The sequence below is a fragment of the Saccharibacillus endophyticus genome, from assembly GCF_013185185.1.
GTDB classification, from domain to species: Bacteria; Bacillota; Bacilli; order Paenibacillales; family Paenibacillaceae; genus Saccharibacillus; species Saccharibacillus endophyticus.
Genome location: NZ_JAAZWE010000001.1, coordinates 676,760 through 698,753, shown reverse-complemented (window position 1 = coordinate 698,753; position 21,994 = coordinate 676,760). Strand labels below are relative to the sequence as shown.

Annotated in this window: 21 protein-coding genes; 20 read left to right on the top strand and 1 reads right to left on the bottom strand. The window is 53.7% G+C overall.

Annotated features, from left to right (window positions below):
• The first annotated feature begins 18 nt into the window (after positions 1-18).
• The 16 genes from HRQ63_RS03210 to HRQ63_RS03135 all read left to right on the top strand — a co-directional run bounded on the left by HRQ63_RS03210 (position 19) and on the right by HRQ63_RS03135 (position 16,477).
• Entirely contained in the window at positions 19-1,785 is a 1,767-nt protein-coding gene (locus HRQ63_RS03210; RefSeq protein ID WP_172239009.1) for an ABC transporter substrate-binding protein, read from the top strand.
• A 214-nt stretch (positions 1,786-1,999) separates the two neighbouring features.
• Positions 2,000-2,995 (top strand): nucleoside hydrolase, encoded by a 996-nt coding sequence (locus HRQ63_RS03205; RefSeq protein ID WP_172239006.1) that lies wholly within the window; start codon positions 2,000-2,002, stop codon positions 2,993-2,995.
• Between the two features lie 50 nt (positions 2,996-3,045).
• Complete coding sequence (locus HRQ63_RS03200) at positions 3,046-4,404, top strand: GNAT family N-acetyltransferase (RefSeq protein WP_172239003.1); 1,359 nt, start codon at positions 3,046-3,048, stop codon at positions 4,402-4,404.
• Between the two features lie 27 nt (positions 4,405-4,431).
• Positions 4,432-4,725, top strand: a complete 294-nt coding sequence (locus HRQ63_RS03195) for an adhesin (protein ID WP_172239000.1) — start codon at positions 4,432-4,434, stop codon at positions 4,723-4,725.
• 33 nt (positions 4,726-4,758) lie between these two features.
• Positions 4,759-5,388: an NUDIX hydrolase gene (locus tag HRQ63_RS03190; protein WP_172238997.1), complete on the top strand. Its 630-nt coding sequence runs from the start codon at positions 4,759-4,761 to the stop codon at positions 5,386-5,388.
• A gap of 280 nt (positions 5,389-5,668) precedes the next feature.
• Positions 5,669-6,556 carry a phosphotransferase family protein gene (locus HRQ63_RS03185; RefSeq protein WP_172238994.1) on the top strand — a complete coding sequence of 296 codons (888 nt, stop codon included), beginning with the start codon at positions 5,669-5,671 and terminating at the stop codon, positions 6,554-6,556.
• Positions 6,553-7,119, top strand: coding sequence for a hypothetical protein (locus tag HRQ63_RS03180; protein ID WP_172238991.1), 567 nt, complete (start codon positions 6,553-6,555; stop codon positions 7,117-7,119). Before HRQ63_RS03185 ends, HRQ63_RS03180 begins: the two co-directional genes overlap by 4 nt.
• Positions 7,120-7,248: 129 nt before the next feature.
• Positions 7,249-8,070 (top strand): hypothetical protein, encoded by an 822-nt coding sequence (locus HRQ63_RS03175; RefSeq protein WP_172238988.1) that lies wholly within the window; start codon positions 7,249-7,251, stop codon positions 8,068-8,070.
• Positions 8,071-8,242: 172 nt separating this feature from the next.
• Positions 8,243-8,701 (top strand): hypothetical protein, encoded by a 459-nt coding sequence (locus tag HRQ63_RS03170; protein WP_172238985.1) that lies wholly within the window; start codon positions 8,243-8,245, stop codon positions 8,699-8,701.
• A 122-nt stretch (positions 8,702-8,823) separates the two neighbouring features.
• Complete coding sequence (locus HRQ63_RS03165) at positions 8,824-9,858, top strand: ABC transporter substrate-binding protein (RefSeq protein WP_229714047.1); 1,035 nt, start codon at positions 8,824-8,826, stop codon at positions 9,856-9,858.
• Positions 9,859-10,312: 454 nt separating this feature from the next.
• Positions 10,313-11,362 carry an ankyrin repeat domain-containing protein gene (locus HRQ63_RS03160; RefSeq protein ID WP_172238979.1) on the top strand — a complete coding sequence of 350 codons (1,050 nt, stop codon included), beginning with the start codon at positions 10,313-10,315 and terminating at the stop codon, positions 11,360-11,362.
• 202 nt (positions 11,363-11,564) lie between these two features.
• Positions 11,565-12,494 carry an NAD(P)/FAD-dependent oxidoreductase gene (locus HRQ63_RS03155; RefSeq protein WP_172238976.1) on the top strand — a complete coding sequence of 310 codons (930 nt, stop codon included), beginning with the start codon at positions 11,565-11,567 and terminating at the stop codon, positions 12,492-12,494.
• Positions 12,495-12,611: 117 nt separating this feature from the next.
• Positions 12,612-12,977, top strand: a complete 366-nt coding sequence (locus HRQ63_RS03150) for a hypothetical protein (RefSeq protein WP_172238973.1) — start codon at positions 12,612-12,614, stop codon at positions 12,975-12,977.
• 30 nt (positions 12,978-13,007) lie between these two features.
• Positions 13,008-13,367, top strand: a complete 360-nt coding sequence (locus HRQ63_RS03145) for a hypothetical protein (protein WP_172238970.1) — start codon at positions 13,008-13,010, stop codon at positions 13,365-13,367.
• A gap of 224 nt (positions 13,368-13,591) precedes the next feature.
• Positions 13,592-15,850, top strand: a complete 2,259-nt coding sequence (locus HRQ63_RS03140) for a TerD family protein (protein WP_172238967.1) — start codon at positions 13,592-13,594, stop codon at positions 15,848-15,850.
• A 120-nt stretch (positions 15,851-15,970) separates the two neighbouring features.
• Positions 15,971-16,477, top strand: coding sequence for a DinB family protein (locus HRQ63_RS03135; RefSeq protein ID WP_172238964.1), 507 nt, complete (start codon positions 15,971-15,973; stop codon positions 16,475-16,477).
• A 102-nt stretch (positions 16,478-16,579) separates the two neighbouring features.
• On the opposite strand, the gene HRQ63_RS03130 is transcribed toward HRQ63_RS03135, so the two are convergent.
• A complete protein-coding gene (locus HRQ63_RS03130) occupies positions 16,580-18,292 on the bottom strand; it encodes a methyl-accepting chemotaxis protein (protein ID WP_172238961.1) in 1,713 nt (570 codons plus the stop codon).
• A gap of 173 nt (positions 18,293-18,465) precedes the next feature.
• Between HRQ63_RS03130 and HRQ63_RS03125 the strand changes: the two genes are divergently transcribed.
• The 4 genes from HRQ63_RS03125 to HRQ63_RS03110 all read left to right on the top strand — a co-directional run bounded on the left by HRQ63_RS03125 (position 18,466) and on the right by HRQ63_RS03110 (position 21,972).
• On the top strand, positions 18,466-18,879 hold the full coding sequence (locus tag HRQ63_RS03125; protein ID WP_172238958.1) for a DUF3592 domain-containing protein: 414 nt from the start codon (positions 18,466-18,468) through the stop codon (positions 18,877-18,879).
• Between the two features lie 21 nt (positions 18,880-18,900).
• Complete coding sequence (locus tag HRQ63_RS03120; protein ID WP_172238955.1) at positions 18,901-19,698, top strand: hypothetical protein; 798 nt, start codon at positions 18,901-18,903, stop codon at positions 19,696-19,698.
• A gap of 88 nt (positions 19,699-19,786) precedes the next feature.
• Positions 19,787-20,983, top strand: a complete 1,197-nt coding sequence (locus HRQ63_RS03115) for an epoxide hydrolase family protein (protein ID WP_172238952.1) — start codon at positions 19,787-19,789, stop codon at positions 20,981-20,983.
• Positions 20,984-21,069: 86 nt separating this feature from the next.
• Entirely contained in the window at positions 21,070-21,972 is a 903-nt protein-coding gene (locus HRQ63_RS03110) for a Cof-type HAD-IIB family hydrolase (RefSeq protein WP_172238949.1), read from the top strand.
• Positions 21,973-21,994: the final 22 nt, after the last annotated feature.

Below are 21,994 nucleotides of genomic sequence, written 5' to 3'. Positions count from 1 at the left end.
AGGAAAGGAGCGGGGCTCATGGACAGCGGAATGCTGCATTATTTACAGATTTATCGGGGATTGAGGGAGCAAAAGAACGAAGACGGCACCGTTGCGGTCACGGTCGGGAAGCTGTCGGAGCTGCTTTTTTGCACGCCGCGCAACGTCAAATTCGTGCTGCGGCGCTTGGAGGAGAAAGGATGGATACGCTGGACGCCGGGACGCGGAAGAGGCAACGGGTCCACGCTGGCTTTTCTTCGTCCGATCGGCGAGGTGCTGGAGATGAAGGTGGACGCGCTGCTGGAAAGCGGCCGCATGAACGAAGCGCTCGATCTGATCGCGGACGCTCAGGTCGACGAAACGCTGAAGCGAAAATTGTGGAAGCGGGTAAACGTGTATCTGGGACTTCGCAGCGAACCCGAAGAGTCGTCGACGCGGGACGTGCTGCAGATGATCCGGGGCCAACGCTTGGAAAACATGGACCCGGCTTTCGCTTACACGGTGTTCGAAGTGTACGTGTTGGGCCAATTGTTTGATACGCTCGTCGATTACGATACGGCATCCGAAAGCTTTTTGCCTAAGCTGGCCCACCGCTGGGAAAGCAGCCCCGATCGGACGCGCTGGACCTTTTACTTGCGAAAAGGGGTCCGTTTTCATGACGGGAGGCTGCTGACGTCGCGCGACGTTCAATCGACGCTTCATCGTCTGCGCCGCAAAAATTCGCCCGCAATCAAGCTGTTCGGGGACGTGGAGGACGCGGAGACTTTCGGCGATTACGTCGTCACGTTCCGCTTGTCTCGTCCCAATGCTTTTTTTCTTCATTTGGCCGGCTGTTTGTATCTGGCCGTGCTGCCCGCCGACGAAAAAGAAGGGCTGCCGATCGGCAGCGGACCGTTCCGGATCGGCAAGTTGGAAAAGAGCAAGCTGACGTTGAACGCTTTCGACGGGTATTTCGGATACCGTCCGCTGATCGACCGGGTCGATGTCTGGTTTTTGCCCGGAATCGAGCAGGAAAGCAGAACTTATCATCTATCGGATCAAGACGACGTGGAAGACAGCAAAGAGTTGAGCAAACCCGGAATGGGCTGCCGCTATCTCATTTTCAATTTTCGCGTGGCGGGCATCCATCATCATCCGGAGTTCCGGCACGCGATTCGTCTGCTGTATGATCGGCAGGCCATCATTAAGGAATTGGGCGGGAACCTGCTCGAGCCGGCCGCCGGATTTTTGCCCTCGCGCAGCAAAAGCTCCGTGATTCCGCCGGGTTCTCTCGAAGAAGCGGCAGCATGTTTGCGCCGCAGCGGGTACGCAGGTCAAAAGCTGCAAATCGTGTTCATGGACCGCAAGCAGGAAAGATCGGAAGCGGAGTGGCTAAAAAAGCGGGCAAGCGGCATCGGTCTTGAGCTGGAACTGTGCCCGCAGGAGATTTCGCTGGGCCGGACGGAGGCGGATCCCGGCGAACTCGCCCTGGCTGCGGAAATGCTGGAGGACGATTGGGAGCTGGAATTGTTGAACTTTTTTCTGAACGAAGGCACGTATATCAACCGCAAGCTCGACGACGAGCGGCTCGCTACGCTGCACGCATTGTTCGACGGATTCATGGGCAAAGAAAAAGAAGGACGCGCCGAAGTGTTCGAACAGGCGCAGTTTTTGCTGGAACAAGAAAACTGGCTGCTGTACGGGACGCATATCAATCATCGCGGTTACTTCAACCGGAATCTGTACGGATTGCGCATGGACGCGCTCGGTTTTCCGAACCTGTCCCGATTATGGGTCAAAAGCGCGAATGCCGGGGAAAAAGATTGAACCTCCGTCCGCGCCGACGTATGCTTAAAAGGTAGACGGCAGGCAGAAGCCGGCTGCACCGTCACCGCAGGGATGACCGCACCTTGTCAACATTAAAGATAAGGTTACGCCCGTCTGAAACACGCTTAAAGCGTGTGTGTTTCAGACAAACGTAATCCTTTGATTAAGAGTTGACAAGCTACCAGATCATAGACAAAGAAGGGCTGAGGAACGCATGACAAGCAATCAAGGGAACTCTGCCGCGAAAGAGCGGCGCAAAGTGATTATCGACACGGATACAGCGGGAGACGACACGATCGCCATCCTGACGGCGCTGCATCATTTCGACGTATTGGGCATCATGATGACCGGAGGCAACGTGCAGTTCGACCAAGAGGTCGAAAACGCGTTGTACACGATTCAAGTTGCCGGCAAAGGCGGAGCGGACGGTAAAATTCCGGTGTTCAAAGGCTGCGAGCGACCTCTGCTGGCACCTTGGAATTCGCCTTCCCATTTGACCGTCGAAGACGTGCACGGCAGCGACGGAATGGGCGGAGCCAATTTCCCGTTGGCCGAGCAGCGCCCTTCGGAAGGACATGCGGTTGATTTTCTGATCGATACGGTGCACAAATATCCGGGAGAGGTGACTTTGCTCGCGATCGCGCCGCTGACGAATATCGCCATGGCGATCCAAAAAGACCCGACCATCGTGCCGGAAATCGCGCATTTGTATGTAATGGGCGGCACGAACAATGCGCTCGGCAATATCACGCCGGCGGCGGAATATAACTTCTATACCGATCCGGAAGCGGCCAGCCTGGTGCTTAATTCGGGCATTCCGACCACGATGGTAGGCTGGGAAATGTGCACGGACTTCTCTTTGATGGACGACGAGGACCATGCGCAAATCTCGGCGCTCGGAACTTCGGGCGCGGAATTTTTTATCGCGGTCAACAAAGTCGTCATGCAGTTTAATAAAAAGGTACACCGTCTTAGCGGCACGACGCATCCGGACACGCTGTTGATGGCGGTCGCTGCTGACGAATCGGTGATGACCAAAAGCAATAAGTACTTCGTCGACGTGGAAACCAAAGGCGAGTGGACGCGCGGTTACAGCGTGGTCGATATCAACGGCCGTCTCGGCCGTCAGCCGAACGTGCGCGTATGCGAAGGCATCGACCGTCCGCGCTTCAAGCAGATGCTGCTGGACGTGTTGGGCGCAATCCGATAGACAAAATAGAATGAACAGATGAACGATGCGCGTAAAAGGAGGCTGGAACGGTGAATGGACGGGAGCTTCGGATCGACAAACAAATTCTCAAAAGCATTCGCATGAAGTATTTGCTGTACGTTCCTTTGACCTACGACGAAAACGATTCAAAGAAATGGCCGTTGATCCTGTATCTGCACGGAGCCGGAGGAAGCGGAACGCAGCCGGATGCGATACGCAAAGAAGGCCTCCCGGCACGCATGGAACAAGAACGGGACTTTCCTTTTATCGTCGCGGCTCCGCAGTGTCCGCTGGGAGCCTTTTGGAACACGCGCGAGGACGAGGTACTGGCCATTCTCGACGAGCTGGAGGAGCATTGGCATATCGATTCCGACCGCGTGTACCTGACGGGCTTCAGCATGGGCGCATACGGCGTCTGGCAGTTGGCGGATCACCATCCGGAGCGCTTTGCCGCGATTGCTCCGGTATCCGGCGGAGGCGACCCGGCCCATGCGCGCAAACTCAAAGACATGCCGACCTGGATTTTTCACGGAATGGACGATCAGGTTATCCGCCCTTCGGAATCGCAAAAGATTGCCGAAGCGATGCGGAAAGTCGGCGCGGAAGTGGAGTTGACGCTTTATCCGGGAATGGGTCACGATTGCTGGAAAAAAGTCTATGCCAACGAAGGGTTGTATCGCTGGTTTTTGGAACATGCAAGCTCCCTTCAACGGATAGCGAGAACAGGCGAGACATGGATGGAGGCTCACCAAGAGATGGATACGAACCGGCCGCTGCACGAACAGGAAAGTCAAGATCAACCGTTATCGGCTCGACCGGAGTGGACGGACGGGCAATCCGCGTTAGGCTTGTATCACGACGGAACCGAGCGGCTGCGCGTCGAGTTGGTGCAAGAAAGCGACGTCGGCGACCTGCTTGAGCACGAGTTGAAAAACCAAACATTTTTCCGTCAGTTTACGGCGACGCGCGACGAGTCTTTTTATACGCATGAAGAGCAGGTCGCCCGCGTGCGCAGATCGATCGAAGCCGCGGCTGCCGATAAGCGCTACACGTTTATGGTGCGAGAACGGGAATCCGGGCTGCTGATCGGCGGCGTGGATTTGATGGACGTCAAGCGGGGCAGTCTGCAAAGCGCGATGATCGGTTATTCGATGGACGGCGATTACAACGGCAAAGGCTATATGACCGAAGCCGTGCGATTCGTCGTGCGCCATGCGTTCGAAGTGCTGGCGCTGCATCGTATCGAAGCAGGCGTGATGCCGCATAACCGGGGATCGCTGCGCGTGATGGAGAAAGCGGGCTTCGAACGCGAAGGATTGTGCCGCCGCAACGTGAACATCAACGGACGTTGGCAGGATCATGTACTGCTGGCGATCGTGAATCCGAAGGATCTGGAAGAAGAGGAATAGACGCCTAAGCGCAGGAGGCAAGCAAACATGGTGATCACTAGCGAAGCCAAAGTCTTTATCGAAGAACAAATGCAAAAGACCGGGATCTCGTCGCTGCGCGTCTTGTCGAACGGTAAAAGCTGCAGCTGCTGCGGAACCGGATTCATGGTGAAGCTCGGAGAGGCCGAGACCAATGATCGCCGCTGCGTCGTGAACGGTCTTGAAGTGGTATACGAGCCGCATGCGATCAGCTTCGTAGACTCCGAAGTCACATTGGATTTGCGGGTCGACGAGCGCGGAAAAGGTCTCGTTATGCAAGGTCAGGATCACTGCGCGTCGTAGATCATAGTTAGCGAAAGGAGCGGTGCAGTAACGATGGCCGTCACCGAAGTATTGGATGTATTCAACGAAAAGAAGGATTGGATCGGAACAGCGACTCGCGGAGAGGTTCATCGGGAGGGCTTGTGGCATCAGGTGTTCCATTGTTGGGTAGTTTCGGGTTCGCGGAAAGAGGGATGGAAGCTGCTTTTTCAACTCCGTCATCCGAGCAAAGAAACGTTTCCCGATAAGCTCGATACCTCCAGTGCGGGCCATCTGCTTGCAGGCGAGACACCCGAAGACGGACTGCGCGAGTTGGAAGAGGAACTGGGCCTGTCTGCGCGCTATGAAGATCTGATCTACTGCGGCATGCATCAGGAGGAATACCGCATTTCCGAGCACTATATGGACCGGGAGTTTACTCACGTTCACCTGTACCGTTGCGATCAGCGCCTGGAAGATTACCGGGTGCAGCAGAGCGAGGTCTCCGGCGTGTTTTGGGTGGGAGCCGAGGATTTTCGGGAGTTGGTACAAGGTAAAACAGAACGCATTGCGATCAACGGGATCACCTACGATGAGCATCAGCGTCCTCTGCACGAGCAGCACGAGGTTTCGTTGAGCGATTATACGGATAATACCGAAACGTATTACGAATTGCTTTTCCGGGCTTTGGAAAAACTCGAATAGGGCTTTGCAAATCCGGCATTCCCGAAACATTCGTCGACGAAACGAAGATATCGGAATCGGTCGATCGTTTCCAAAAGATCATGGAATTTGCCGAAATGAGCTGGATTTCTCCTAATGATCCGGATGATGAAGGATGAGTTCAGCCGAAATCTATCAGGATGTAACCAAAAACGGACATCGCTTAGGCGATGTTCGTTTTTGATGTCCGCGTTTCTTTTAATTTCGCGAATGTTGCACCTGTGTTAAGTTAGTACCAGAGAAACGAAGGGAAGGATTCATCATGAGCAACCCATTTGCCCAACGCCTTCAGCAGGTTTATCCGGAGATGGCGATTGAGGATATCCAGACGGAGAGAGCCGCGCAGCATTACGCGGTCTTCGGCATCAACTATAGATTTGTGTTTCGGTTCGCGCGAAATGAATGGGGAGCGAAGCACCTGGCGTACGAAGCCCAAACGCTGCTTCCGACGATATCGCGAGCTGCCAATCTTCCGGTGCCCGTACCGGTCTGCGAATCGCTGGAACGGTTGGAACCGGTGCTGGCTTTTATCGGCTACGAGCGGATCGACGGAGAGCCGTTGTGGCCGGAATCGTTGAAGGGATTAACAGGAACGGAAGAGGAAGAACGTGCAGCGGCGACGATCGGCGAATTTCTTAAAAGGCTGCATGCCGTACAATGGGAAGCGAAACCGCCCGAGCCCGACGACAGTGAAGAGATTGAACATTTGTCGGGCGAGCAGCTGAGAGACGTGATGCGCAGACGGTTGTTTCCCGTTATGGGCAAGGAATTGCAGGCACGGGCGGAAGTCGATCTGAAAGCTTGGATAGCAGCGGAAAAGGAATCGAAAAAGGTGTTGATCCATGGAGCGTTCGGTCCGGCACATCTGCTCTGGGATGCCGCGGACGAACGGGTGACAGGCGTGATCGGCTTCGGATCGGCAAGAATGGGCGATCCGGCGGCCGATTTTGCAGGCATTCTGAGCGGATACGGACCGTTGTTTTTCGAAAAATGCTTGGCTGCGTACGGAGGGGATGCAAATTTGGCTGAGCGGGTTCGCCTGTACGCCAAAATACTCCTGCTGCGCGAAGCGCTGTACGGTGCCGAAGAAGGCCATGAAGAATCATTGGTTTACGGCTTGGAAGCTTATGCACAGGAGGTAAAAGAATGAATCCGGAAGAAGACGAGATTCGGACATCGTTCGAGCTTGATCTGGCGCGAGCGGCCAAAGCGCTTCGGCTCGGACCGATGCCGGAACCTTGGGGAGAAGCGATCATCGTTCCGGCTGCCGGCGCTTATGCATGCGGTTGGGATGAGCAAGAACAGTTTCTGATGATCGGCAGTTCGGGTTATTCGCTTACCGTCCCCGATACGGGCGAGCAGGTAGCGAGAGAACGGGATTCGAGGCTTACGGAAAAGTCGTTGTCGTCGAATGATCTTGTTTTCTCCCCTCCGCGCGGCGGTTCGGATATTTGCTTATTCGGATTCGAAGCCGGAGGCGGCATCCGGGTTACGGAGGACGGTTGGCGTTTGGAAGTCATCTATCCGTGGTGGCCGCGGGCTTCCGTGATTTTGGAACAGGCATTTGCCCCGGGTTATTCGTATCTGCGCCAGGCAGTTCTGCTGGATACAAGACGCTTAGACGGACCGTTAATCTGCGGATTTTCGCCGTCGGGTCGTTCCATCGCGATTCTCGGCTCCGGCGGCGCGACGTTATATTCCAGACAAACTTAACGCTTCTTCCTATCCGGCTTAACATTCACCGAACATTTTTCCCGCAAAATAAAGATACGGGAAAAATGAATCCGCATTCCGGCAACTATTTGCAGTGCGGATGCAGAGAAATGTTAAGGAGTTGAGAAAATGAGCGAGTCGGCGCCGAACGGATGGGAAGAGCAAACGGCAAAAAATGCCGAAGGCGAGGAGCGCAAGTTGTGCGAGCGCTATGCGCCTTATTTGATGTTCGATCTGCGCGAGCCTTTCCTGCCCAATCTGGTCGGATTTTCATGCTTGGGAGTCGAGGAAGAATCACCGTCGTTTCCGCGGTCGTTCGAAGAAGCCGATCACCGGACCGAATTTGTTTTGGAATACGCGATTTGGTGGGATTACGAGATCGGACATATTTATCAATTGGAACAGGTCTGGATCTATGTGGGTCCCAACGGCGAAGTGCTGGATTGCGAAGTCACGTTTCACGGCCGCATTTTGAAAGGGCTGCTTAAAAATCGGAGCAACTTGAGCGACGGCTCCCATGTTCGCTTGTTCGCCCAGCCGGGCAAGCATGCTTTGTCTCCGATGCCTGAAGTGTTCGAGCTGCTGCCTGACTTGTATCTGGGTACGGGACAACGAGCGGGCGCTGACGGGCTGTATGCGGGCGGAGAGATCGCTTGTTCGCTGCCGGCGGGCGGCGACGCCGAAGAAGTTCATGCGCGCGTAAAACGTTATTTGCGTTCGTTTGCGTTCAAGCCCGCGTTGGAATACACGGAATATCGTTTGTTGTCCGAGCAGCTTCTTCCATGGCCGCAATTGCGCGAAACGATCCCGGTTCGTTTGTCCGATCGGCTGTTGGAGCTGGAGCTGATTTTCGCAAGGGACGGTTTACGCGGAGTCGAAGAAAGCACGGCGGAACGCAGAATGCGCCGGAGTCGCGAATCGGGCAGTATCGAAAAGGAAGAAGCTAGGTAAGTTTACGTTTTGAAAAACGTACAATGAATTCGGTAGAATGCCAAGAGACGATCTTCTCCAACAGAAGGTCGTTTTTTTATGATTTCCGACCGCTATATCCTTTTACAATATGGAAAAATATAGGTATAATGGATTCGATCTTTAATTTACATGCCCGAAAGGAGAAACGAACATGAGAATTCCTTGCAAGCTCCGTTTTTTCCGCACAACAATGATTCTGATCCTTCTGATGTTCGTTACCCTAATGTCGGGCTGCGGAGCAGTGAGCAAGCCGCCGGCTTTGACTGCAGAACGCCTGAATACGGTACGGATGCCGATGACGCTCGGAACCTATTCTTGGGAGGATACGGACTCCGATTCCGGGCATCCGACGGAGCAAGTTCGTGATGACGAAGTAGAAATTTTTCAAGCTAAAAACGGAATCCGGCTCGATTTTGACGGGGAAGAGCCTTTTCAGATCACGGCGAACTTGATGAGCATGGAAGACCCGGGGGCTGCACCCGTACCCGTGATCGTTCGCGGAACGACTTTGACGCTGCCGGATTTAGTCGGTTATTATGCGCTGCAAGTCTGGGCCGTTTGGGGCAATGAAGATTATGCAAGCTATGCCTTATCTATTCAAATTGAGTAACGCAATTTTTTATCAAACCTGCCTTTTGGCCGAATCTGAAGAATTTGCTTGTCAAATCGTAGATCGCGTGCTATTTTGATAACGATTATCAATATCAAATGAAAAAAGGTGGGTTTATTTTGTTGAAAAGATATAATGCTGCTTTGTTGCTGCTGGTTATGGCTTTTATGCTGGTGCTTAGCGCATGCGGGCAACCGACAAGTAATGCGGCCGATACAAGCAGTACGACCGAGACAAAAGAGCAGGCGGCGGTTGAAAAGACTGCGGAGGAGACGCCGGCAGAACCTGCGGCTGAGAAAACGGCAGCGACGGAAAGCGATACGGTGACTTTCGCATCGGATGCGGGCGACGTTCAAGTTCCCCGAAATCCGCAGCGCATCGTTGATCTGACTGCTTTTACGACCGGATATTTGGTAGCGCTCGATGCTCCTGTCGCAGGAGCGTTGTCGGGAGCGATCAACAATAAATACATCAAGGAACAATTGGCTGCGCAAGGCACCGTCGATCTGGGCGATCTTCCGACGGCCGAGCCGATTCTCGAACTTAAGCCGGATCTGATTATCGCGTACAAAGGCACGGAAGGAATCGATCAGTTATCCGCGATCGCGCCGGTCGTGCAGTTCGAGTACGGCAAACGGACTTACAAAGACTTGCTCCTGGAACTGGGAAAGCTGACGGACCGCGAAGATCAAGCGAAAGCATGGATCGAAAATTGGGAGTCGCAGATCAATGAATTGAAGCCCCAAGTCGAAGCGGCCGTAGGCGATCGCACGGTATCCATTCTGAACCCGTACGACAAAGGCCTCTACGTATTCGGGCACAATTACGGTCGCGGAGGCGAAATTCTGTATGGCGAATTCGGGTTGAAAGCGCCGGAAAAAGCGCAAGCGGAAGCGATCGACAGCGGTACGGGCTTCGCTTCGATCTCGCTGGAGCTGCTGCCGGAGTATGCCGGGGATATCATTTTCACCAGCCCGTGGTCAGGCGACGACAGCGATCCCGAAGTCGTTTACGGAAACAGCATTTGGAAAAACCTTCCGGCCGTCAAAGCGGGCAACGTTTTCCGACTGGACCCGAAATCGGATACGTACAACGATCCGATTTCGCTCGAAGGGCAGCTGAAATTTATTACGGACAGCCTTCTTTCCGCCAAATAAGCTCTAGGGCGTGTCTGCAAACCTCGACGAACGTAGATTTTGCTGAATTTTCGTTATCGACAAGGAACTTTTCCGCAGTCGTGCCGGGGCACGTCAAGGGAAAGTGACGTAGTTGAGGGCGAAAAGGCAGTAAAAGATACACGTCAGTAGGTTTGCAGACACGTCCTAGCACACCGAAAAAAATTCGAGAGCACTTCCTTAACGGGGGTGCTTTTTCTAGGTTTATTATGCCATGCCGGACGGCTTGGCAGTAAATGATCGGAGTGTGATACAGTAGTTCCAATCGATCAACCGAAAAGGGAACCTGTCCGCAATCAGCATATCGAGATTTAGCGAAAAAATAAAAAATCATTATATGAAAAATTCACAATAATAAAAACATAAAAACCGGAAAAACAGCAAAACAAACCCTGAAAAAAACGCAACCAACAAATCGACCCGGAGGAATATTGTCATGCATAAAATGGATTCGGCCCTTAACGAACTACAGACATTATTGGATCAATACCGACCTTCTCCGCACTCCCATGTGCTGCTGATCGCTTTTTGCGATCCGATCGTTTCCTCCTACCAGCTCTATACGGGAAACCCTGGTCAATATCGATGCGAAGACCCTGACTTACCCGGCGATCCCATGAAAATCATCAGACGTGCTTACCAAAAGCGAACGACGGAATGGACCGGATTTCTGCTGGTATCGCCTCCCGGCGCCGCGCCGACCCTTGAATACCGGAATGACCTAAACCCGCTGTTGGATGCCGGACAAGCGATCGATTGGCTGGCGTACGAGGTTTACCGGATCGAACCGGACGGAGACTGGGCCAAACAACGGCTGGAAAAAGCATTGAAATCGGAAACCTTCAAGAACACGTTGGCTTATGCCTGTATCAAAAAGGATACAGAAGCGGTCTTGGAACGTCTGCCCAAAGCTTCCTCGCGCGAGTTGGATCGCAAAGTGAGCGGTTACGGAACGCCTCTGCATATCGCTTGCGCGCATCGAAATCTCGAGTTGGTTCGCTTGTTGGTTGAAGCGGGAGCCGACACGGCCAAGACGCATAACCGACATACGCCGCTCGAGCAAGCCTATACGACCGGAGCTTTGGAAATCGTTGATTACCTGGCGCGAATCGACCCTCAAGCGAACGAGGCTTCCTTGCGTAAAGGCGGATTGTTTTTGGTTGTCAACTGCCGAGATGTTTCATTGATCGCTTCAGTCGTACGCGGGGGAGCCGAAGTGAATCAACTCAATAGCAAAGCAGCAGGACTTACCCCGCTGCATATGGCGGCATACGCGGACAACGATGTTGCCGTCGCTGCGTTGATCGGACACGGCGCAGATCCGTCAATAGAGGAAAAGCACGGCCGTACCCCGCTTCATTACGCCGCCCAATTCGGGAAAACAGCCGCAATTGAAGCTTTGATCGAAGCAGGAGTAAACCCGAACCTGCCGAATTCGAAAGGCGAAACGCCGCTTCATGCTGCAGAAAAATATGCTCAAACCTAGGCCGTTAAAATCCTCGAATCAAAAATCGGACAAAAGAATTGACAAATCGAAACGATTACGAATATTATAGATACATATCATCTTTAATTGAAATCAAGCGGTCTTCGGTATCCTGTTTACCTATTCATAACATAGACCGCTTTTCTTTTGGGATAATAAGAGATATAAAGAATCTATAATAGTTACAAAAGGAGAGATCGATATGTTGAATCCATCTTCAAACTCGGCAGACGTGATTATCATCGGAGGAGGCCCGGCAGGGATGAGTGCCGCACTGGTTTTGGGAAGAGCCCGCCGCAGCGTGCTTGTTATCGACGAAGCACTGCCTCGCCATCGGGTCACTCGCGAATCTCATGGTTTTTTGACTCGTGACGGCGTATCTCCGTCCGAGCTGCGCAAAGTCGCACGCGAACAGATTGCGGCATATCCGAGCGTGCGTTTTGTTCAGACAGCCGCAGCAAGCATCGAAGGAAGCGACGGCGCGTTCCGAGTGACGACAAGCGAAGGGGAAACGCATACCGGCCGTAAGCTGCTATTCGCGACGGGCATGAAAGATCTTCCGATGAATTTGAAAGGGCTGGAACACGTCTACGGAAAAAGCGCTTATGTCTGCCCGTATTGCGACGGTTGGGAGATGCGGGATCGACCGATCGCCGTTATTGCCGGAGATCATACGATGCACCTGACGCGCACGATCTCCGGATGGTCGAATGATGTGGCCGTTTTCACCGACGGAACGCCTCGTCCCGAAGAAGAAATGACGGAGTTTCGGCGCAGAGGAATTCCCGTTTATGAGGCTCCGATTCGCGAGATATCTTCCGAAGCAGGAGAGACGGTCGCGATTATACTGGAAGACGGCCGCGAGATTCCGCGTACCGCCATTTTCTTTGCTCCGAAGCTTGCTCCCGGCTCTGATCTTCCCGTAAAACTCGGTTGTGCCGTAAACGAGTTCGGTACGATGATCGTGGACGAATTGGGACGCTCCGATCTGCCCGGCGTGTTCGGTGCGGGTGACGGAGCTTCGCAGAAGTACCAGGTAGCCGCGGCTGTCGCGGCCGGATCGATGGCAGGCGTTGCCATCAACACGGAATTTCTGGAGTCGGATTGGGAAAAACGCGTCCAAGCTCGGTGATGCTTGTTCCTCTTCGCCGCAAGATGTAAAATAGAACCAACACAAAACCGCAGAGCCTTAAGCCTGCGGTTTTGTTGATTCCAAATCTTTGGTCAAAGGAAGGAGAGAAGTGATTTCATGGAATTCAGATATGAGGAAAACCGCGGGAATGTTACCGAGCAGGACGCTTCCCGCGAACGAATCAGACAGATTTTAGATCGGATGGATGACCTGAATCGTACATACTGCGGACTTACCGTTAGCGACAATCTGTATATTCAATGTGCCGGATCTTATGAGGAAATGATCGTGGAAATTCGGGTTCCTCATCCGGATGGATTCCGGCATTACGCGATCGGACAAATTTCGAAGCCGGGCGGAGAAGTCGTGGAGACTTTTAACGCGGAGACGACAGAGCTGTTGTTTCATAGCTTCACCCAGACGCAGGATGTGCCATCTGAATTCGTGAAAAGGGATATGACTGACGAATTTAAAAAAGCTTAATCCGTGCATATGAATAGGAGGGAACGGACATTGCAGATGAAATCGACTTTGTTGATTACCGCGCTGCTGTTTGCTTTATCGGCAGGGCAGGTTTTTGGCAATTGGAGCAATCCTAAATTTTCGATCTTGCAGATCATGTTCATTGTTGTAGGCATCATTGCATTCATCGTGCTTTTTATGATCGTGATGGACATGACTCGAAAAGACTTTACCAAAGTTCAAGGAACGGTAGTCAGCCGACATCGCAATCAAGTATGGGTTAAGCTGGACAACGGCAAGCATAAAAGTTCGGTTATTTCTGCTAACCAAAATCCGGAAAACTTCCGCGAAGGACAGACGGTCGAGATGACATTGGGACGGCGGAGCAAGCTGGTACATCGAGTCGAATAGGTAGATCGGGAGCAGGCAGGCGGAGAGATTCCGCTTGCTTTTTTTGTATTCATTTTGCTTTCGCCATACTTGTGCCCTATTGGAGTGAATATGAGAGTGATAAAGTGTGGACATGACGAAGCCGCAGGCTATCGGAACGCTTCCTTCTATCCTCCAACCGATCCCAGCGTTCCGGCTCTCCTGCGGCTTCCGATTGTTTAACAAACATAAAAGGAGGTTGTACGATGACCCTTCAACACGCGAATGCGCGTCAGGCGCTTCGAACCCTCAATCCGGTATTTCTGCGACGCGCACGGAAGTTGATACTGCCTGCGGCGGAGCAGCAAACGATCCCTTCCAACCTCGAACATCATTCGGCAGCGGAGCCCGGTGTTTTGGCGGCGCTGCTTAAAAATATGGAAAGACTCGGGTTTACGTTTTCTTCGGAACTGCTGGAAACAGCTTCGACGCTGGATGCGGATACCCTAAGCGACCTTCATGATGCAGTGATACCGACGCTGCGGCGGATGCTCGGCGACCATGTCAAATACGTACCCATGTATCCCAATTTCCCGCAGCAGGTCATGGACGCAAGCGATGCAGAGCTATATTTGCGCGCGCTGCTCCATTATATGACGGGCGCATTGCCCGAGACTCCGGCCGAGAAGCGCCCCGAATTGAAAATTCGCAAAAAGCTCAAACAAATCGAACAAGGATCCGAAACCGAATACCTATTCATTATCCGTAATCTGATGCGCGCGAATGCTTCGTTGTCCGAACAAGACAAACAGGATGTAGCGGACTCTCTGCGCAGCGGTCTGGATCCCGAGCTGTCCCGCTTGCTGCCGGAAGAGATGCCGTACAAGGAAAATGCGGCTTTCGTTGCTTCCGTGCTATTGGAAGAAGGAATGGCCGATGTCGAACGCCTTTCCAAATCCTTCAATACGGCGACGGACGTGCTGCGCCTGGCGGCGGGATTGTCAGGACTGGATACAAGCCTGTTCTGGACGAAAAAGACGGCTCAATTGACGCGGCCTGCCGCTAACCCGTACAACCTGATGCAAGGCATGCAGACGGAGATACATCCTGCCGACGGGACACCGGTGAACCCCTATCGATTCCGTAAGTTTAAACGGTCGGAACGCCGTTTGCTGCTCGGTTTGCTGGAGAAGACCGGAGCTTCCGTCGAAGACATGGTGCTGTATCGCGAGGCTTGGAAGCGTCTTGGAGAGATTTTGCATCCGGGAGAAATGCGGGGACGCTACCCTTCGGCGTTCGAAGCTTTCACGCTGTTGAGACGGCAGAAATCGATTCCGACTTTCCGCCGCGAGGCGGAAGAAGGGTTGATCTTGCAAGATCCCCAAGTCATCGACTTGTTGGCTCGCCGTCCGGGGGAATTAGCCCGTCGATTGGACCTGCTGCTGCGTTCCCAACCGGCGCAAACGGAGAAGATCATGTCCGCGTTCGATCGCATAGCCGACCGTTTGGCGGTTCCGCTGCTGCTTCAGCTGCTGGCGCACTTCAAACATCGCGGCGAGTCTCGACAATACCGGGTATTTTTTCCGAAAGGCAATATCGGCAAAGCCGTCGCGATTCATGATCGCCTGCCGCGGTTGGACTCTGCCAAAACCAACCGGCTGGTTCAACGAATCGAGCAGGAGCTGATTGCCCGATTCGCCGAACGCGAACCGTTGGGTGCGGTCTATATCGATCCGCGCCTTGCGAATATTCCCGTGCCTTTCTCGAACCGTTCGGCTAGCTCCGCGCTCCGTCCCCTGCCTCGCGGCAGCCGCATCGAAGTTCCGGAAGGGGACATCCTGCGTTTATTCTGCTGGTGGACCAATATGAACGAAGGTTCCGCCGACATGCGGCGCGTGGACATTGATCTGTCGCTGGTGCTGCTGGACGAAAATTGGTCGCATGTGGAGACGTTGGCTTTTTATAATTTGAAAGAGGAATTCGGGGTGCACAGCGGCGATATCACCAATGCTCCGAAAGGCGCTTCCGAATTCATCGATTTGAATATCCCTGAAGTGCTATGGAGAACCCGAGCGCGTTACGCCATGGTACAGGTCGCCTGCTTTACGGGACAACCGTTTTCGGCACTGCCGGAATGTTTGGCCGGATTCATGGTGCGGCACCGGGCAAGAGCCGGGCAGGCCTACGATCCGCGCACGGTCGAATCGCGTTTCGATCTGACCGTCGATGCTCAGCAAGCCGTTCCGTTCGCGATCGACTTGTGGGAGAATCAGCTGATTTGGATCGATTCGGTCGTGAAAAACAGAGGATTCCGGATCACGGCGCATGACAATATGAGCGGCTTGGAACTGCTCGGAAGAGCTTTCGCGGACGTGCGCCGAACGACGCTCGCCGAGCTGTATACGCTGCACGCGAAAGCGCGCGGAACTTTGACTCATAAGGAATACGAAGCGGATACGGTGTTCGGCATGGAGGAAGGAATGACTCCGTACCGAACGGATATCATCGTCGGGGAGTATTTGTAAGCGTCGCGGAACTTTGCGTTTCCGACGCTTTTTTGTTTTTTTGAGATTAAAGTCCTCTTGCCGGGGGTGAAAGCTAATAAAGAGAAAGCCCGCAGGGCAGACCGACAAGGAGGCGTATCGATGGATATCAAAGAATTGCCCGGCAAGTTGCTTCAGCAATCATGGGACAGCTGTCTGGATCAGGAAGAGTGGTTCCCGCCGCTGGAACAAGCATTGCAAGGCGTCACGGCGAAGCAGGCAGTATGGAAGCCTTTGGACGGTCCTTCCAACTGTATTCACGAGACCGTGCGGCATCTGATCTTTTACAAAAAACGTCTGCTCATGAATGCGAACGGAGAAACGGAGGGATTTCCGGAGACCGAAAACAACACCGGCACGTTCAACGTGGAAGACGCTTCGGAAGCGGGATGGGCAGCATCCAAGGAAGAGTTGTATCGGCTGCATCGGGAACTTTCGGCTTTGGTCGAAAAATCGGACGTCGACATGCTGGGTCGCAAGTTTTCGGACGGCGGAACGCTCGGAGGCGGAATCCGCACGCTGGCGATGCATGACGCGTACCATATCGGCCAGATCGTCATGCTGAGCAAGATGCAAGGCGTATGGCCGGCGACCCGCAGCTTCAGTTGATTCACGGAACGGAGAAAAGCGAAAAGATGAGAAAAAAGGAAGTCCCGTCGAGGGACTTCCTTTTTGCGCCTTCGCCTGAATAGGCTGAATGCTTGGATGACTTTAAATCTTAAATTGACGAATGACGTTTTGGAGATCGTCCGCCAAACTCGCAAGCGCTTGGGAGGAGGACGAAATTTCTTCCATCGAAGCCAGCTGTTCCTGCGTGGCCGCCGAGATGTTTTGCGCGTTCATGGCGGACTCGCGCGCTACGTCTTGAACTTCGCCGATCGACTCGTTGACCTGACTTGTACCGCCGGCTAGCCGCTGCAAAATACCGGAGACGTTCTCAATCTGCCGGACGACTTCGCCGACGGCATGTTCGATCTTTCCGAAGGAGCGTCCTGCATCGTCCACGACGGCCAATCCGGAATGAACTTCTTCCGACGTGTTTTGCATGGTACGCAGCGTGACTTCGGTATCCTGACGAATCAATTCGATCAGCGCGGTAATCTGCTTCGTCGAATTATTCGATTCTTCGGCCAGCTTGCGCACTTCGTCGGCGACGACAGCGAAACCGCGTCCATGCTCGCCGGCACGCGCCGCTTCAATCGCCGCATTCAGCGCCAACAGATTCGTTTGACTGGAAATGCCAGAGATGACATTGGTAATTTGCTCGATCTCTTCCGAACGACGTCCCAGGCTTTGCACCGCTTCGGCAAGGCTGCCGACGTTCGTCGAGATCGTATGCATTTGCCGTCCGACCTCGCCGATCGCTTGGCTGCCCTCGGCCGAAGCTTCGGAAGCGTTCTGCACGTCGCGGCGCATTTCGTCGGTGTAATCGGCGATTTCGCGCGTATGCCCCGTAATATCGGCGACGATGCGCGAACTTTGCGCCACCTTATCCGATTGCGTATCCGAACCGACGGCCAAATCCTGCACGATCGTCGTGATATGCTCGCTGGCTTTGCTGTTCTGTTCGGCGCTGGCGCTTAGCTCTTCCGAGGAAGAAGCGACGAGATAAGCAGATTCCTGTACGGAACCGAATACCGTTTGCAGCTTGCCCGTCATTTGATTGAAGGAAGTCGTCAATCCGCCGATTTCGTCTTTGGATACATAAGCTCCTTTTACCGTGAAGTCGCCGTTTTCCGCTTGAGCCAGCAGAGCCACCACTTCTTTGACCGGACGTACGATCGAGCGGGCAGTCAGGATTCCGAGACCGATCAAAACAAGAAGCGCGGCGACAATCAAGGAACAGACCAAAATCATGATGTCATCCAGATTGGATTGGTTTTTCTCGTTGATCGTCCCTGCGTATTCGATATTGGAAGCTTGAAGCGCTTTGAGCGAGTCGTTGACCGCTTTACGGTCGGTCTCGACGCGGGAAGCGTATAGCTCATAGGCTTGCGCACGTTGGCCGGCTTCGATCAAACTCAAGACTTCGCCGCGGCTCTCCTGCAATTTGGACGCTTCAAACCGGTATTGGTCCAGGAATTGCTGCTGATCCGAAGTCAGCATGCCCGCATCCAGCTCATCGGCGATCTGGCCGATCTCTTCCCAAGCCGAGTCGATCTCGCCCTTGAGTTCTTGGGTGCGAGCCGCATCGGTTGCCGTAAGCAATTCCAATGTATAAGCGTCGCTCGCCCGTGCATTGATTCGAGCCTGCATGACTTTGCTGAGCGGAATGAGATTTTCGCCGTACATGATCTTCGAATCTTTTGCCAACACACGGATGTAATTAAGGCCGATAAAGCCGACCGAACCGAGAGCCAGCGCGCTGACCGTAATTAAAATAATCAGCTTTCGGGTCACGGACAAGTTTCTGAACAATTTCAACGCATTCGCCCCTTATACCATAATAAAATTCCCGTCTATCTATATCGGTCGGCAAGCGCGCTCTGATAAGATATTTCGAAAAGCTTTTCGGGAGGAAAGCGAACACGCGATGATTGGATGAAAGCTCTTGGCGGTAAATAACTGAAAATGCTTGTTCGAAGGAGGTTTTTATAATGGAAGGATGGGGAAACGAACGACTATTTTGGGCGCTGGGAGCGTTGTTTATCGTATTCGGCATTTACTCGGGATTTCGTCGCCGCAAACTGGCAAAAAGCGAGCATACGGTGACCGGGGAGATTTTGCGCTACGAAGAGCTGCCGGATACGGGATTGAATCGAGGCAGTACCGGAATCAACTACCATCCGGTGGTACGCTTCAAAACAGCTTCGGGCATCGTGGAGCATGTATCGAGAGTCGGAAGTTCGATGCGGTCGCAGACGAGCGGCGGGCAGGTGAAGGTGCATTATAATCCGGAAGATCCTTCGATGTTCGAAATGTTGAACGATAGCGATACGCTGCGCAAGCAGACGCTGCCGATCGTGGTCGGCGTCGTTTTTCTGGCGTTGGGCGCGGCATTGTCATTTTAATCGGGAAAGAGGGATAATAACTTGGATAAAAAAGCAAAAAAGATTCTGACGACAACGTTCTGGTCGGCTCAAGGGTGGAAAAAGACGCCCATGAGCTACTCCGGCGATGATTTCGAATATGCAAAAGCGCAACACATGATGTTCGATCCGCTAACGATTACGCATGACGAACTGATTCGGCGAATTCGAAATCTGCATCAGGAGCTAACGGCAGAACGGGTGGGAGCGGCGTTTTTACATAGTCTATCCGGTCGGCGGGTGGAACTGCGCAGCGCGCTGTCCAGCTTTGCTTTGACTGCGAATGTTCCCAACCATACATACAGCGAATCACCGGTTATCGAGCATCGCCGCACAAGCGCCTGTCCCGAGTGCGATCAGGCATGGCTTCAGTCGGAAAAAAGTTACGTCGATCATGATCTCAACGTCTTGAATTTCGAACGCGTGAAGTGGGGCGGCGTTCGTCATAACTGGCTGACCTACTGCTGGATGGACCTGCATCTGTTAACCCGCGAAGAAGTCGGGGACGTGACGCGGGAAGACGTGGATATCCTGCTTAATCTGTTAAAAGGCATCGACGACTGTCAACCCGAAGATCATGCGCGAAAATTGGAGAAGCGTTGGAAAGACCTCCTGCCTTCGAACAAAGCCGAACGCGACCAGATCATGGAGATTTGGGCATATGCGGGCATATTGGCGGAGCAAGATACCCCGAGAAAAGGCAGGCGCGGCGATACGGACTTTTCCGCCGTGGACGGTTGGCAGGGAGACGACGGATACTCGCGGGAAACGATCGAGAAATACTTCGGAAAATGGTTGTAAGCTTCCTGGAACGGAGGGTAAGAAGGAGAGTATGCCCGAACCCGTAAGGGCTCCGATTCTTTTGAGACTGCGAAGGAGGATTTTAACCATGTTCGATCATTCCGAAGAAAGTGCGATTGTGCGTCCTTACCGTATCGATATTGCTCAAGCGGACCTCGACGATCTGAACGAGCGTTTGTCCCGTACCCGATGGCCGGACCCGGAACCGAGAGGCGGATGGAGTTACGGCGTTCCGCTCTCGTACCAGCAAGAGCTGGCCGAATATTGGCGCACGGAGTACGATTGGCGCGAACACGAAGCGAAGTTGAACGAATATCCGCACTTCACGACGGAGATCGGCGGCGAAAATATTCATTTCATGCATATCCGTTCGCCGGAACCGGACGCGCTGCCGCTGCTGTTGATCCACGGCTGGCCGGGCTCGATCGTCGAGTTTTCGGAGATGATCGGTCCGCTGACGCGTCCGCGCGATTACGGACGACCGGCTTCCGAAGCGTTCCACCTTGTGATTCCGTCTCTTCCCGGCTACGGATTCTCGGGACCGACGAAGCAGCCGGGCATGGACTACAAACGGATTGCCGGCATGTTCGCGGTGCTGATGCGGCGGCTCGGTTACGAACGTTACGGAACGCAGGGCGGCGATTGGGGATCGTTCATCTCGCTCGAACTCGGTTCGAAGCATCCCGAAGAAGTCGTCGGCGCGCATGTGAACATGCTCGTGACGCCGCCGCCGGAAAATCCGAAGCAATTGGCGAAGCTCAAGCCGCAGGACCGGGAAGAGTTGGACAAAATGAAATATTACGCGAAAGAGCAGTCGGGTTATTCCGTGCAGCAAGGAACCCGCCCGCAGACGCTTGCGTACGCGCTGACCGATTCGCCGTCCGGACAATTGGCTTGGATCATCGAAAAATTCTACGAATGGACGGACAAAAAGAACCTGCCGGAAGACGTGATCGACCGGGACCGGCTGCTGACCAACGTTTCGATCTATTGGCTGACGGCGACCGCGGGTTCTTCGGCCCGATTGTATTACGAAACGATGCATGCGGAGCAATCGCCGCTGCCGGACGCCGATTCCTCGGGCGACAGTCCCCCGATCGGCGTCGCCGTATTCCCGAAAGACGTATCGGCCCCGGTCCGCGCTCTGGCCGAAGATCGGTACAATATCGCGCATTGGACCGAGTTCGATCGCGGCGGTCATTTCGCGGCCATGGAGCAGCCGGAACTTTTGACGCGGGACGTGATCGAATTTTTCCGGAAAATCGGCGCTTGGGATAAAGGTTGACGTGTAACGCGTTTCAGGCGGTACGGTAGAAATACGGAATTGACCGAGACGGCGATCCGATTTCAAAACCGGGAGGTTTTACGAGTATGACTGCTTCTGATGAAGGTTCTTCCAAAATCGTATTTATCGATATCGACGGGACGCTGGTGGCGGACGACGGACGCGTGCCGGAATCCGCCGCGCGCGCCTGCCGCGAAGCCCGGGCGAACGGGCATCTGCTTTATTTGTGCACGGGACGCTCCAAGCCGGAAATTTACGAAGAAATCTGGGGAATCGGCTTCGACGGACTGATCGGCGCAGGCGGAGGTTATGTGGAAAACGGCAGTCAGCTGCTGTACCACAAACAGGTCGCGCCCGAAGCTGTGCGTCATTTGGTGGACTTTTTCGGCGCGAACGAGATCGACTTTTACCTGGAGTCCAATTCGGCGCTGTATGCCAGTCCCCGTCTCCGGGAACATCTGATCCGGTTGATCTACGGCGACGTGGCGAACGATCCGGCGGCGATGCGGCAGTTGGAAAGCAACCCGCATCCGTTTCTGAACGCGCTGACCTACGGAGAAAGAAACTTATACAAAGAAGACGTGAACAAAATCTGCTTCCTGGAAGGCGCTTTGCCGTTCGAAACGATCAAAGCCGAATTCGAAGGCCTGTTCGAAGTGCTGCAATGCACGGTGCCGATGTTCGGAAAAAACAGCGGCGAGCTGGTGGTACCGGGCGTGCATAAAGCGGTCGCCATCGCCGACGTGCTCAGCCATCTGGGGCGCTCGGCAGCCGACACGATCGCGATCGGAGACGGCTTGAACGATCTGGAAATGTTCGAGTACTGCAAAGTCGGTATCGCGATGGGAAATGCGCGGGAAGAACTCAAGCGCGTCGCGGATCACGTGACCGGCACGCTGGAGGAAGACGGGCTGTATCAAGGGTTCGTCAAGTACGGGCTGATCGAAGGCGGAGAGCTCCCGATCGCCGCGCTTCCAAAAAAGACGTGAACGAATAAAAGTTAGCTGTAAC

Coding starts and splice junctions, on each gene's coding strand:
- HRQ63_RS03210 (WP_172239009.1), top strand. CDS start 19: ATGGACAGCGGAATGCTGCATTATTTACAGATTTATCGGGGATTGAGG.
- HRQ63_RS03205 (WP_172239006.1), top strand. CDS start 2,000: ATGACAAGCAATCAAGGGAACTCTGCCGCGAAAGAGCGGCGCAAAGTG.
- HRQ63_RS03195 (WP_172239000.1), top strand. CDS start 4,432: ATGGTGATCACTAGCGAAGCCAAAGTCTTTATCGAAGAACAAATGCAA.
- HRQ63_RS03190 (WP_172238997.1), top strand. CDS start 4,759: ATGGCCGTCACCGAAGTATTGGATGTATTCAACGAAAAGAAGGATTGG.
- HRQ63_RS03185 (WP_172238994.1), top strand. CDS start 5,669: ATGAGCAACCCATTTGCCCAACGCCTTCAGCAGGTTTATCCGGAGATG.
- HRQ63_RS03180 (WP_172238991.1), top strand. CDS start 6,553: ATGAATCCGGAAGAAGACGAGATTCGGACATCGTTCGAGCTTGATCTG.
- HRQ63_RS03175 (WP_172238988.1), top strand. CDS start 7,249: ATGAGCGAGTCGGCGCCGAACGGATGGGAAGAGCAAACGGCAAAAAAT.
- HRQ63_RS03170 (WP_172238985.1), top strand. CDS start 8,243: ATGAGAATTCCTTGCAAGCTCCGTTTTTTCCGCACAACAATGATTCTG.
- HRQ63_RS03160 (WP_172238979.1), top strand. CDS start 10,313: ATGCATAAAATGGATTCGGCCCTTAACGAACTACAGACATTATTGGAT.
- HRQ63_RS03155 (WP_172238976.1), top strand. CDS start 11,565: ATGTTGAATCCATCTTCAAACTCGGCAGACGTGATTATCATCGGAGGA.
- HRQ63_RS03150 (WP_172238973.1), top strand. CDS start 12,612: ATGGAATTCAGATATGAGGAAAACCGCGGGAATGTTACCGAGCAGGAC.
- HRQ63_RS03140 (WP_172238967.1), top strand. CDS start 13,592: ATGACCCTTCAACACGCGAATGCGCGTCAGGCGCTTCGAACCCTCAAT.
- HRQ63_RS03135 (WP_172238964.1), top strand. CDS start 15,971: ATGGATATCAAAGAATTGCCCGGCAAGTTGCTTCAGCAATCATGGGAC.
- HRQ63_RS03125 (WP_172238958.1), top strand. CDS start 18,466: ATGGAAGGATGGGGAAACGAACGACTATTTTGGGCGCTGGGAGCGTTG.
- HRQ63_RS03115 (WP_172238952.1), top strand. CDS start 19,787: ATGTTCGATCATTCCGAAGAAAGTGCGATTGTGCGTCCTTACCGTATC.
- HRQ63_RS03110 (WP_172238949.1), top strand. CDS start 21,070: ATGACTGCTTCTGATGAAGGTTCTTCCAAAATCGTATTTATCGATATC.